We start from the raw sequence: 13,252 nt of genomic DNA, 5'->3' as shown, positions 1-13,252 counted from the left end.
CATTAAAATTTGTAAGTGATGTTTGCTACGAAGCTTCTAGGCATTTGTGCCTCAACAGTTGTCCAACCTTTATAATATCTTTTATCGGTGATGTTATCCAACTTTACGCCGATTCTATATCTGTTATTACCGTAAAAGGCAGTAGCATTTAATACCGTATAAGCTGGAAGTGTGAAAGTGCCTGTTGCCAAAGTGTTGGTAATCACATTTTCGCTATTGTAGTTTCCGCCGAAACCTAAGCCTAATCCAGATAAGTTTCCTCTTGTTAAAGTATAACTAATCCAACCATTAACCATATCTTCCGGACCAGCATCAACTGGTCTTCTACCTTCAACACTAGCGGCCGCTCTGGTAATTTTACTATCAATGTGGCTATAACCAGCGGTTAAATTTAAACCGGCAATTGGGTTTGCATTTAAGTTAAACTCTACACCTTTGTTTCTTTGTGTACCATCTTGCACAGTAATGTTATAGTTTACGCCGTTCCTAACAATTGATTCTGCTCTGGTAATATTATCAACCTCGATATTAAAATAGCTAGCGGTAAAATTTAGTTTATTCTGAAATAAATCAGCCTTAACACCACCTTCGATTTGATTGGCTTGCTTTGGTTTAAAAACACCGTTAATATCAGCCAATGGCTGAATTATTGGTGCCAGATTTTGGAAACCATTCATGTAATTGGCGAATAAAGCCACCTGATCTTTTACAATATTATAAGTTAAACCGAATTTTGGTGAGATAGCCGTTTGCAAAAATTTACCAGTTGTAACGCCTGTAGCGATGTTATATGATCCTTTATTGTCAAATCTGTCAATCCTTAAGCTCAACATAGCAGCTAATGCATCTGTAATATTAATCACATCGGAGGCGTATGCACTATACACTTTAGTTTGTGTAGAAGATTTTGCAGGGCCAGCTGTTGTAGCAATTCTGTTCTCAACAGCGCTACGGGTTATACTAGCATAGTTTGCAGGTGTGCCGATACTGCTCACCAAATCAAATAAAACGTAAGGTGAGTTGCTATTATTTGTTTCCTGATTTAAATAATCCAGACCGATTACTACTCTGTTTCTAATTCCGGCAATTTTAAAATCGCCAAGAAAATTTTGTTGAATGTTTGTAGTGTTGCTGGTAGAGTTTTGAATGTTGATGTATCTTGATAAGATATCATCTGTTGCACCCAAATACATGATATAAGAATAGAAACCATCAGATTTACGGTTATTCTGCGAAAAGTTAGTTTGAGAAGTCCATTCATCAGAAATTTTATAGGTTACTTTTCCACGAACATTAAATGTTGGTGTTTTAATGGTTAAATCATTACTGGTGTAAGATTTGCCAAAATCGAAATTCAATTCATCTGGTGTACGGGCAATTAATTGTCTGCTTCTGTTCAAGAAAACCATTGCTGGGTTTGTACCCTCGTAATTGTAAATATCAGCGGCCAGATTTAGCGTAAGTTTATCACTAACTCTGTATTCTAAAACCGGAGCTATAAGAGTAGACCTACTAAAACCAGCATCCTGCCAACTATTTTGTTTGTTATAAGCAGCATTAATTCTAAAAAGTAAATTTTTCTCTTTGTTTATTGGGCTGTATACATCGGCGGTTAAGCGATTTAAGCCGAAACTTCCTGTTGAATAAGAAACATTTCCTCCGGCAGTATCTAATGGTTTTTTGGTAACCACGTTAATCAAGCCACCAAAACCCGTTAATGCACCGCCATATAATGTGCCTGATGGACCTTTCATTACCTCAACAGTTTCAATGTTTGCTGGGTCAAGATCACCATTTGTTTGTCCTGCAATACCATCTATAATAGAAACTTGGGTTACAAATCCTCTTATATTATAATAGGCTGCACCATCGCCACTTCTTCCTGTAGATGTCCAAAGTTTATCTAATCCAGATGTGTTTTTAAGTACTGAACTAAAATCTGTAGTAATTTGCTCCTCCATTAATTCTTTCGAAATGGTAGTATATACTTGAGGGTTCTCCAGATTTTTTAATGGCAACTTAGCCACATAAGTACTTGCCTTTGTTGCGAATTTATTACGCTTATTGGTAGATATATTTACCTCTTTTAATTGATCTGAGTTCTCTGCTAAAGTGAAATCTGATGTTAAAGTTTGTCCAGCAATTATTGAAATTGTTTTTTCTTCTGATTTTAAACCAACTGCAGAAACTTTTATGATATAATTTCCAGGTTTTACTTTTGTTATGGAGTAATTACCATTGTTATCTGAAGTGCTCCCAAGCCCCTTTCCTTTTAAGCTTACAGATATATACGCAGCTGGTTGGCCATTTGATGTTGTTATTGTTCCCTTAATGGTTGAAAGCTGTTGTGCAAAAGTTGCTAAACTAAAAATTGAAAGTAAAAACGTAAAAACGAAAGGTCTGATTTTATGCATCTTAAATTTATTTGGATTAATTCTAAACAACGCAAAATAACGTCAGAAAAATTTATAATCCAAATTATTTTGAATAATTCTAAATAAGGGGGGGGGGTGCGGGAAATACAGTAAGTTAACGTGAAAAGTGTTGATAATTAGAATAAATATTGAGGTTATTTGACTGTTATTCAGTAATCAAAAGTTATAAAAGCACAAAAAAAGGATTACCCTTTTTGAGGTAATCCTAATCAATTGACTATTTTTTGGATAAAAATAAATTATTTTATGGTCAATACTTGTAAGCTTATTGGCCTCTCTGTGTCATTTGCAGGTGTAACTAAACCTCCGCAGATAACATCATAATGATACCCTGCTGCAAATACCGCATCTGTTTTAGTTGTTTTTACTAAGCCCGTTGATGTATCTTTCGCATCTAAAGAATAAGTTCCAGCATCAATGGCAACAAATCCACTAGCCGTTTTAAAAGCTTTGCTGGTAACGTAAGACGTTGTTGCGCTAGTTTTAGCTAAATCGAGTGCAGGTGCATCGGGCGATAAATTTATAAAACGAATGTAAGCTTTATCTGTTGATGCAATACTTAAATCATCTCCTATAAGTAAACCGTCTAATTGGCCCGGTTTGTTAACTAAATAAAAAGAATAGCTTGTATTCTGATTTAAAACAACATCTTTTGTTAAAAGGTTTTCCACATTGCTGCCAGTAGTAAACTTTAAACTGTAGGTTCCTGCCGTTCTGGACGTATATGCAAGCGACCCTGCAAAAGGCAATGCTACAGAATTTATTGTGCTTCCATTTAAATATACATTGTAAGTTGCAAGAGTAGGTGAAGCGTTGGTTACTCTTAGATAGGAGATGGTTGTATCGGTCTCATCAGTTTTAGCGCAGGAACTTACCATGGCTGCAACAAGCAGTGTAAACAAAAAATAAAAATTGGATTTTCTTAACGTGTAATTTGTAGAAGTTTTCATAAATTATTTAGGATTAAATTTTAGATTTATTACCACTATTAAAACGATTGCCGAAAAGCTATCGCTACAACCCTACAAATATTATGTTTAAATAGAATTAAGAATGTTAAATGTTGTTAAGTGGATGTTAAAGTTTGAATGCCTTTTTAACAATAGAAATTCTATTGCAGACTAAACCTTAATTTTAATGAAAAACAAAAAATAAATTATCTGTTCATATAAAGTTTACATAAGCTTTTAATAAGCTTTACAGTAATTCATATTCTGAACTATAATTTTGATTAATCAATAAAACATCTAAAAATTTGCCATCATCTCTGCTGGGGTATTTGCATTTTCATCATGCAGTAACTCATCAAAAGATAAATCAGCTGATACAACAATTACAAAAACAACAGTAACGGTTCCATCTAAAGAAGAAAATGCACCTGAAAGTGTTGATTATAACGTTACTCCTGATAAAGCAATTCTTGGTAAAAATAAAGAGGCACTTGTAAAAATAACCGAAGCCAAATCTATTGTTTTACAAGATGCAGATGGTAAATCTACAGGTTCTGAGCTAACCGCTAAACTTTTGATAACAAACAAAAGCACCTTGGATGCAAAAAAATACTTTTCGATTTCTGCTTCTGATGCAAGATTAGAATTGGATAATAAAATTTCCGTTCCTGGGCGTAAAGAAGCTGGAAATACAGAGCCAGATGCCGAAGCGTCTACAGAAGCAGTTTGGATCTTTCAACTCCCTGCTTCAACAAATCCAGATAAGCTCCACTTCTTTTTAGATGGAACCCGAGTATCCGTTGGATTGATAAAAAAATAAAATGAAGCCCCAAATTTTGGGGCTTTTTGCTTTTTATTAAATTATTAAAATGTAAAAAATGTAAAAAACATTGTGTAACTCGATTTTTATTTAAACCTTTGCACCTCAATAGAGTTAAAGCCGTTTTAATACGCAAGAAATGATTAAACAATTTTTACATAAACTTTCTGTTTTCACAGCACAATATGTTGCTGAGAAGAGTTTGTTTATTAATCGTTTTCAGCCTGTATTCTACTATCCCTTAAGTCGGCAAAATTTTACGCCGCGTATTTAGTTCATCTTACTAATATTATGAGGAATTGATCCTCTCTAAAAACCCAATTAACAAGAATACCTTAATTTTTCGTTAGAAAACGAATGGATATTAATGAATTTATAGTACAAGTCGCCATTGCTGAGCATCATGTCTTTGCAGAACAGATTGTTACTGAAATGGCAGAATCTGCAAAAGCACGCGGAACTGGTATTGCCAAGCGTTCGCCTGAATATGTTGCCAATAAAATGAAGGAAGGCAAAGCCGTTATCGCATTTCATAAAGATGGTACTTGGGCTGGCTTTTGCTATATAGAAACCTGGAGTCATGGGCAATTTGTAGCCAATTCGGGTTTAATTGTTTCTCCTGAATATAGAAAAGCAGGATTGGCACACGCTATCAAAGAAAAAGTATTCGAACTTTCCAGAGCATTGTATCCTAAAGCAAAGATTTTTGGTTTAACTACTGGTTTGGCGGTAATGAAAATCAATTCTGACTTAGGTTATGAACCTGTTACTTATTCTGAATTAACACAGGATGAGGAATTTTGGAAAGGTTGCCAAAGCTGTATAAACTTCGAAATTTTGAAAATGAAGGAACGTAAAAACTGTATGTGTACAGCTATGCTATATGATCCTGCAACTCAAAAACACGATGCGGCTAAGAAATTTGCAGAAGAATTGCAGAAGAAACCAAAATTATACGAACGCTTTATGCGCATTAAGCAGCGTTTAGTTGTTAAGCCAAAGTCTGGATTAAAATCCATTTTAGTATTGTTTACCCTTTTATTTAATAAATAGATGAAAAAAGTTATTTTAGCATTTAGCGGAGGATTAGATACCTCATTTTGTTGTATACATTTAGCTCAGGATCGTGGATTGGAAGTTCACTCCGTGATTGTAAATACAGGAGGTTTCTCTGCTGAAGAATTACAAGAAATTGAAAAACGTGCTTACGCTTTAGGTGTAAAATCTCACGCTGTGGTAGATGAAACCGAAAGCTATTACGATGGCTGTATCAAATATTTAGTGTTCGGTAATGTTTTAAAAAATGCAACATATCCACTTTCAGTTAGTGCAGAAAGAGTTAGTCAGGCTACTGCAATCGCCAATTACGTAAAAAAAATTGGTGCAAATTACGTAGCTCACGGAAGTACAGGTGCTGGAAACGATCAGGTTCGTTTTGATATGATTTTCAATATCCTTATTCCAGGGGTTGAAATTATTACGCCAATTAGAGATTTAAAATTATCCCGCGAAGCGGAAATAGACTATTTAGCCCAACATGGTGTTGAATATAGTGCGGAAAAAGCAAGATATTCAATTAACAAGGGTTTATGGGGAACATCTGTAGGAGGAAAAGAAACTTTAACTTCTAACGAAACTTTACCAGAAAGTGCCTGGCCAACTCAGGTTTCAGAAACTGAAGCTCGTAGAGTTGAATTGACTTTTGAAAAAGGTGAATTAATTGCCATTGATGGCGAGACTTTAGAGCCTGTTAAAGCAATTCAAAAATTACAAGCAATTGCACAACCTTACGGCATTGGCAGAGATATTCACGTTGGTGATACGATCATCGGTATTAAAGGTCGTGTTGGTTTTGAAGCTGCGGCACCAATCATAATTATAAAAGCACATCATACTTTAGAAAAACATACTCTAACTAAATGGCAGTTAAGCTGGAAAGAGCAATTGTCATCGTTTTACGGAAACTGGTTACACGAAGGTCAATTTCATGACCCAGTTATGCGGAATATAGAGGCTTTTTTAACCGATACCCAAAAAATGGTAAGCGGAAAAGTATTTGTAGAGTTGTTACCATATCGTTTCCAAATTATTGGAATAGAATCTCACCATGATTTAATGAGCAATAAATTTGGCAGCTATGGCGAAATGAACAACGCCTGGAGCGGAGATGATGTAAAAGGTTTCTCTAAAATATTTGGTAACCAGGTAATGATTTGGCATAAAGTTAACGGAGAAGAAGCAGAAAGCTAAGACTAAAGGGGAAAGCTTTCCTTCCACGTTGTCATCCTGAGCGTTGTCAAAGGACAATAGATAAAATATGATAGAAATCCTTTCAAAAGAAAATTGTTTAAGCCATTACAAATGGGGTGATAATTGTGATGGATGGAATTTTGTAAGTAAACCTGAGGCTGCAATTAAGCAAGAATTAATGCCTGCTCAAACTGCGGAGAAATTACATTTTCATAATTTCGCAGAACAGTTCTTTTATATTTTGAAAGGACAGGCAACATTTTTTATTGAAGGTGAAACCATTTTAGTCAACGCAAATACTGGTCTGCAAATAAAGGCAGGCTCAAAACATAAAATCTCGAATGAAACAAATCAAGATTTAGAATTTATACTTTTCTCTTATCCATCAACACAAAATGATAGAACAGATTGTGAATAATAAAATTAAAACAGGAATAATTGGCGGTGCCGGATACACAGGTGGCGAAATGCTCCGTATTTTAGTAAACCATCCAAACGTCGAAATCGCTTTTGTAAATAGCACAAGCAATGCTGGTAATTTAATTTCAGACGTACATACTGATTTAATTGGTGATACAGATTTACGTTTTACGGATAGAACTGATTTTGAGACGCTATTTGAAGCCTCCCCTTCTGGGGGAGGTTTGGAGGGGGCTGTTTTATTTTTATGCGTTGGCCATGGCGATGCCAAGAAATTTTTAGCAGCACATTCAATAAATGAAAACATCAAAATCATCGATTTATCTCAGGATTTTAGGTTAAAGGCCAACTCCCTCCCTTCTGGGGAGGGTCGGGGTGGGGCTTTTATTTACGGTTTGCCAGAATTAAATCGTGATGCAATCAAATCAGCTAAAAACATTGCAAATCCAGGTTGTTTCGCAACTTGTATTCAGTTAGGTTTATTGCCTTTAGCTGCAAAAGGTTTGCTAAAAAGCGAAGTTCATATTAATGCAACAACTGGTTCAACGGGCGCCGGACAAAGCTTATCAACAACGTCGCATTTTAGCTGGAGAAATAATAATCTTTCCATTTACAAGGCTTTTGAGCATCAACATTTGAATGAAATCGGAGAAAGTTTAAATAGACTGCAGGCTAATGCACTTGGTACTCCCTTTCCTTCGGGGAGAGCCGGGGTGGAGCTGAGTTTCATTCCACAACGTGGAGCTTTTACAAGAGGGATTTTAGCCTCAATGTATTTAGAAAGTGATTTAACTTTAGAAGAAGCTCAAACTATTTACGAAGATTATTATAATGCTCATCCATTTACTCACGTAAGTGCGAAAAACATAGATTTAAAACAGGTTGTAAACACTAATAAAGCGCTGGTTCATGTAGAAAAACATGGAAATAAATTATTTATCATCAGCATTATCGATAACTTATTAAAAGGTGCCAGCGGACAAGCAGTACAAAATATGAATTTAATGTTTGGCTTGGAAGAAACGGCAGGGTTGAAGTTGAAGGCTGCTTATTTTTAAATATGGTAAAAGGCGGAAGGTTTAAGGCTTAAGGTAAAATAGCATGAGAGATTATAAAAAGCTTGATGTTTGGAAAAAGTCACATGAGTTGAATATGTTCATCAAGAAAAATATTGCAACACAATTTCCAAAAGAAGAACGGTTTGAATTGACATCTCAACTTACGAGAGCCTCCCTATCCATTCCTCTAAATATTGTAGAAGGTTGCGGAAGATTTACTGATAAGGACTTTGCACATTTTTTAGATACTGCTTTAGGCTCTACAAATGAAATTGATTATTGCTGCCTTTTCGCATCAGAATTAAAGTACATTAGTGAGGATGATTATCTAAATGTGAATCAATCAATTAACGAAGTTAGAGCAATGCTAATTTCATTTTTAAAATTTTTGAGAGGTAGTACGACTAAACCTTAAACCCTACACCTCAAACCCTACACCTTAATAAAATGCAACTATTCGACGTTTACCCACTTAACGATATAGAAATAACTAGAGCTTCTGGCAGCAATGTTTGGGATGCTAACGAACAAAAATATTTAGATTTATATGGCGGTCATGCTGTGATTTCAATTGGTCACACCAACCCACATTATGTAAGTCGCTTAACCGACCAGTTAAGCAAAGTTGGCTTTTACTCTAATTCAGTTAAAATTCCTTTGCAGGTTCAGCTTGCAGAGAAATTGGGTCTGGTTTCTGGTAAAAAAGATTTCCAACTGTTTTTAGTAAACTCTGGTGCTGAGGCGAATGAAAACGCACTTAAATTAGCTTCTTTTTACAATGGCAGAAAGAAAGTAATTGCTTTTACGGGTGCTTTCCACGGTCGTACTTCTTTAGCGGTTGCCGTTACCGATAATCCAAAAATTGTTGCACCTGTTAACCAAACTGAAAACGTAATATTTTTGCCTTTTAATAACGAAGTAGCTTTGGAAGAAACTTTCAAAGCACAGGGAAATGATATTTCAGCCGTAATTATTGAAGGTATTCAGGGAGTGGGCGGAATCAAAGAAGCCTCAAAAAGTTTCTTACAAAAAATTCGCTCGCTTTGTGATGAATATAATGCAGTTTACATCGCAGATAGTGTTCAGTGCGGTTATGGCAGAACAGGTTTATTTTATGCTCACGATTATGCTGGTGTAGAGGCTGATGTTTATACAATGGCTAAAGGAATGGGAAATGGATTTCCTGTTGCTGGAATTTCAATTGCGCCAAAGTTTAAACCTTGGCATGGCGAATTGGGTACAACTTTCGGCGGTAACCACTTAGCTTGCGCTGCGGCTTTGGCAGTTTTGGAAGTGATGGAAAAAGATAACTTAATGAGAAACGCTGAAGAAATCGGGAACTATTTAATCGCTGAACTGAATAAATTTGAGCAGGTAAAAGAAGTTCGTGGTCGTGGATTAATGATTGGAATTGAATTACCAGAGGAATTATCGCATGTAAAAAAGGAATTGCTATTTAAACATTTCATTTTCACAGGCGAGGCTAAACCAAATGTGATTCGTTTATTGCCAGCCTTGAATTTAACTAGAGCACATGCTGATGAATTTTTAAGTGCTTTTGGAAAGTTAGTAAAGTAGCTTAAAGCTTAAAGAGTAAAGCTGAAAGCAGGTTGCAATTAGCAAATATGATGGTAAAGAACTAAATTAGAGGAATCCCTATTTTCAATTGCAAAGACTTTGTCCGTTGCTAAACACTAAGTTTAAACGAAAATGAGAGATTATCAAAAATTAGAAGTATGGAAAAAAGCACATTTAATGGTGCTGTTTGTTTATTCATATATACTTCCATTATTTCCGCTATCTGAAAAGTATGATTTGCATAGCCAAGTTAAAAGAGCTGCATATTCTGTTCCTTTAAACATTGTTGAAGGAGCAGGCAGAAATTTTGATATGGATTTCGCAAGGTTTTTGGATATGGCTTTAGGGTCTTGCCACGAAGCTGAATATGCGTGCTTACTTGCAAAAGATTTAAAGTACTTAGGTGATGAGAAGTATTTAGAAATAAATAGTAAAACAAATGAAGTTAAAGCAATGCTAATTGGCTTGCTGAAACGATTGAGAACATAATTTAGTTAAAGATTAGGTATTATATTTTTGCTTCTCGCAGAAAGCTTTTAGCCTTAAGCTTTAACCTTTAAGCTTAAAAAGATGAAACTTTTCACTTCCGTACATGATGTTAAAAGCATCAAACAATTTGTAAAAGATGCGCTTGAATTAAAGGCAAATCCTTATGCACACCAGGCTTTAGGTAAGAATAAAACCTTAGGATTAGTTTTTATGAACCCGAGTTTGCGTACCCGTTTAAGCACTCAAAAGGCAGCTTTAAATTTGGGCATGAATGTAATGGTGATGAACCTGGATAAAGAGGGTTGGGCTTTAGAAACTCAGGATGGCGTAGTGATGAATGGTTCTACCGTAGAACACATTCGTGAGGCAGCCGCCGTAATGGGTCAATATTGCGATATTTTAGGATTACGTTCGTTTCCCAAATTGAATAACCGCGAGGAGGATTACAGCGAAGATTTCTTTAACAAATTTGTAAAATATTGTGCTGTTCCTGTGGTAAGTTTGGAAAGCGCTACTCGCCACCCGCTACAAAGTTTTGCTGATATAATTACCATCTACGAAACGTGGACAAAGAAACCTGATGGAACTAAACCTAAGGTTGTTTTGGCTTGGGCACCTCATGTAAAAGCATTGCCGCAAGCCGTTCCAAATTCATTTGCCGAATGGATGTGCAAAGCAAAAGAGGAAGAATTGATTGATTTTACAATTGCTCATCCAGCGGGCTACGAGCTAGCAGAACAATTTATAACTGGCGCTACTATCGAACATAATTTAGATGAAGCTTTAGCAGGCGCAGATTATGTTTATGTAAAGAATTGGAGCAGCTATAAAGATTATGGCAAGGTGTTAAACTATCCAGATGGCTGGATGATGAACAACGACAAGCTGAAATTCACAAATGATGCTAAAGTGATGCATTGTTTGCCAGTTCGTCGCGATTTAGAATTGTCTTCTGAAATTTTAGATGGACCAAATTCATTGGTTATTCACGAGGCTGGAAATCGTTTATGGGCAGCACAGGCTGTGATTAAGGCAATGTTGGAGGAATTGAAATAAATGACTAAACCAATCAAAAATACTTCATCCGATTTTGAGCAAGTAATTATGCTCATTACCGAAGCTCGAAATAGGGTTTACAGTAAGGCAAATGCCGAATTGGTTACGTTGTATTTTAATATTGGGAAAATTGTTTCTGAAAAAGTTTCGATAGGAAATTGGGGAGATGGAACTGTAAATGATTTAGCAGAATACATTACCGAAAAACAGCCTTTATTAAAAGGTTTCAATCGCCGCGGACTTTACAGAATGAAACAATTTTATGAAGTTTATAGCAATGAAGAAATTGTGTCACCACTGGTGACACAATTTCAAGTTGAAAGCAATAATCAAAAAGTGACACCAGTGGTGGCACAATTAGAAGATAATATTTTTACATTTTGTAAAAGGATATTATCAAAGATAAACTGGACTCATCACTTATTAATCTTATCAAAGACAAAAAGCATTGAAGAGAGACTTTTTTATTTAAATCATTGCTTAAATGAAAAATTGTCTAAAAGAGAACTTGAACGCCAATTAAATTCAGCTACTTTTGAGCGGACGATGCTCGGAAATAAATTTAGTACGGCAATTACTTCAAAAATACCAACAGGTATTTTTAAAGACCCATATATTTTTGAGTTCTTAGCCTTGCCAGAACTTCATTCTGAAAATGATTTACAACAAGCGCTAATTAAAAATCTTCAAAATTTCATTTTAGAAATGGGCAAAGGTTTTACTTATGTGGGTAGCGAGTATAGGTTGCAGGTTGGAAATAAAGATTATTACACAGATTTATTATTTTATCACCGTGATTTACAATGCATGGTTTTATTTGAGTTAAAGATTGAAGAATTTCAACCTGAATTTTTGGGTAAGCTAAATTTTTATCTTGAGGCTTTAGATAGAGATGTAAAAAAACCACACGAAAATCCAAGCATTGGTGTTTTATTGTGCAAAGGCAAGGATGAAGAAGTAGTTGAATATGCGCTGTCTAGAAACATTTCCCCTGCATTAATAGCCGATTATGAAACCAAGTTGATTGACAAAAAACTGCTTGCAGAAAAATTGAATCAACTCTCAGAAATTTTTTATAGAAATGAACAATAAACAACTTACAATCATAAAAATCGGCGGAAACGTAATCGATAACTCTGAAAACTTACATCAGTTTTTATTGGATTTTACAGCTTTGCCTGGTGATAAAATCTTGGTTCATGGTGGTGGCAAAATTGCGACTGAACTTGGCGAAAGCTTAGGCGTTGAAGCTAAAATGGTTGAAGGGCGAAGAATAACCGATCTTGAAACTTTGCGCATCGTTACGATGGTTTATGCTGGTTTGGTTAATAAAAATATGGTAGCCCAATTACAAGGAAAAGGTATTAATGCCATTGGTTTAACTGGTGCTGATGGAAATATTATCAAAGCTAAAAAGCGACCAATAATAAAGGTCTCCCCGTCTGGGGGAGATTTGGAGGGGGCTGAAATTGATTATGGTTTTGTTGGCGATTTAGATGAAAACTCTGTCTCGTTTGAAATGATAGATAGTTTGCTTAAAGCAGGATTGGTTCCTGTTTTGTGTGCAATTACCCACGACGGAGATTCGCAACTATTAAATACAAATGCTGATACAATTGCATCAGCAGTTGCGGTTGCCATGTCATCATTATATGAAACGCGATTGGTATATTGCTTCGAGAAAAAAGGCGTACTTAAAGATATAAACGACGATGCATCAGTTGTGAGGGAAATTAAAGCCGCTGAATTTGAGGGTTTGAAAGCTGATGGAACCGTTCAAGGTGGGATGATTCCTAAATTGCATAATGCTTTTAAGGCGATTAAAAAAGGTGTATCAGCAGTTTACATTGGCAAAGCCGATGAATTAAATGAACTTGCAAATGGAATTTTTGGAACTAAAATGTTGAAATAAGGTAGAAGGTTAAAGGTATATGGTTGGAGGTCTTTGCGATGTGCATAAATAGTATAACGTAAATAATTACCACAAAGACACCAAAAACTCCAAGGAAATAGATATTGTGAACTTTTGCCTTGGTGGAATAAATAACGCAAAAGGTATTGGCTGCTGAAGTGAAAACGAACCTATTACTACTGTATTTGCAATCTAAACCTGATAGCAGTGAAAAGCTTTTGTTTGTCAGTCTGAGCTTGTCGAAGACCAAACAAAACTTGTAACGAATAGCAGGACTAACATAA

The 13,252-nt window shown here is 35.6% G+C and carries 13 protein-coding genes; 11 read left to right on the top strand and 2 right to left on the bottom strand.

Features of this window, described 5'->3' with window-relative positions; all coding sequences use genetic code 11:
* Positions 1–2: 2 nt before the first annotated feature.
* Both IEV50_RS01910 and IEV50_RS01905 read right to left on the bottom strand, forming a co-directional pair.
* Entirely contained in the window at positions 3–2,414 is a 2,412-nt protein-coding gene (locus IEV50_RS01910) for a TonB-dependent receptor (protein WP_188411561.1), read from the bottom strand.
* Positions 2,415–2,674: 260 nt separating this feature from the next.
* The gene (locus IEV50_RS01905) at positions 2,675–3,385 is read right to left on the bottom strand and encodes a DUF4397 domain-containing protein (RefSeq protein ID WP_188411560.1); all 711 of its coding nucleotides are present in this window, start codon (positions 3,383–3,385) and stop codon (positions 2,675–2,677) included.
* Positions 3,386–3,980: 595 nt separating this feature from the next.
* Here IEV50_RS01905 and IEV50_RS01900 point away from each other — a divergent pair.
* The 11 genes from IEV50_RS01900 (at position 3,981) to argB (ending at position 12,968) form a co-directional block, all read left to right on the top strand.
* Positions 3,981–4,205: a hypothetical protein gene (locus IEV50_RS01900; protein WP_188411559.1), complete on the top strand. Its 225-nt coding sequence runs from the start codon at positions 3,981–3,983 to the stop codon at positions 4,203–4,205.
* A gap of 357 nt (positions 4,206–4,562) precedes the next feature.
* Positions 4,563–5,258, top strand: coding sequence for a GNAT family N-acetyltransferase (locus IEV50_RS01895; RefSeq protein ID WP_188411558.1), 696 nt, complete (start codon positions 4,563–4,565; stop codon positions 5,256–5,258).
* Positions 5,259–6,455: an argininosuccinate synthase gene (argG, locus tag IEV50_RS01890; protein WP_188411557.1), complete on the top strand. Its 1,197-nt coding sequence runs from the start codon at positions 5,259–5,261 to the stop codon at positions 6,453–6,455. It abuts the gene before it with no gap.
* Between the two features lie 67 nt (positions 6,456–6,522).
* Positions 6,523–6,873 (top strand): cupin domain-containing protein, encoded by a 351-nt coding sequence (locus IEV50_RS01885; protein ID WP_188411556.1) that lies wholly within the window; start codon positions 6,523–6,525, stop codon positions 6,871–6,873.
* On the top strand, positions 6,851–7,933 hold the full coding sequence (argC, locus tag IEV50_RS01880; protein WP_188411555.1) for an N-acetyl-gamma-glutamyl-phosphate reductase: 1,083 nt from the start codon (positions 6,851–6,853) through the stop codon (positions 7,931–7,933). The genes IEV50_RS01885 and argC overlap by 23 nt, the downstream gene beginning before the upstream one ends.
* A gap of 43 nt (positions 7,934–7,976) precedes the next feature.
* Positions 7,977–8,348, top strand: coding sequence for a four helix bundle protein (locus IEV50_RS01875; RefSeq protein WP_188411554.1), 372 nt, complete (start codon positions 7,977–7,979; stop codon positions 8,346–8,348).
* A 32-nt stretch (positions 8,349–8,380) separates the two neighbouring features.
* The gene (locus IEV50_RS01870; RefSeq protein ID WP_188411553.1) at positions 8,381–9,511 is read left to right on the top strand and encodes an aspartate aminotransferase family protein; all 1,131 of its coding nucleotides are present in this window, start codon (positions 8,381–8,383) and stop codon (positions 9,509–9,511) included.
* Positions 9,512–9,643: 132 nt separating this feature from the next.
* A complete protein-coding gene (locus IEV50_RS01865; RefSeq protein ID WP_188411552.1) occupies positions 9,644–10,000 on the top strand; it encodes a four helix bundle protein in 357 nt (118 codons plus the stop codon).
* Positions 10,001–10,081: 81 nt separating this feature from the next.
* Positions 10,082–11,056: a Rossmann-fold NAD(P)-binding domain-containing protein gene (locus IEV50_RS01860; RefSeq protein WP_188411551.1), complete on the top strand. Its 975-nt coding sequence runs from the start codon at positions 10,082–10,084 to the stop codon at positions 11,054–11,056.
* On the top strand, positions 11,057–12,148 hold the full coding sequence (locus IEV50_RS01855) for a PDDEXK nuclease domain-containing protein (protein ID WP_188411550.1): 1,092 nt from the start codon (positions 11,057–11,059) through the stop codon (positions 12,146–12,148).
* The gene (gene argB, locus IEV50_RS01850; RefSeq protein ID WP_188411549.1) at positions 12,138–12,968 is read left to right on the top strand and encodes an acetylglutamate kinase; all 831 of its coding nucleotides are present in this window, start codon (positions 12,138–12,140) and stop codon (positions 12,966–12,968) included. Before IEV50_RS01855 ends, argB begins: the two co-directional genes overlap by 11 nt.
* The last annotated feature ends 284 nt before the right edge of the window (positions 12,969–13,252 follow it).

It is taken from the genome of Pedobacter mendelii, from assembly GCF_014635725.1.
GTDB classification, from domain to species: domain Bacteria; phylum Bacteroidota; class Bacteroidia; order Sphingobacteriales; family Sphingobacteriaceae; genus Pedobacter; species Pedobacter mendelii.
The sequence above is the reverse complement of the archived record's forward strand: the minus strand, read 5'-3'. Positions and strand labels throughout refer to the sequence as shown.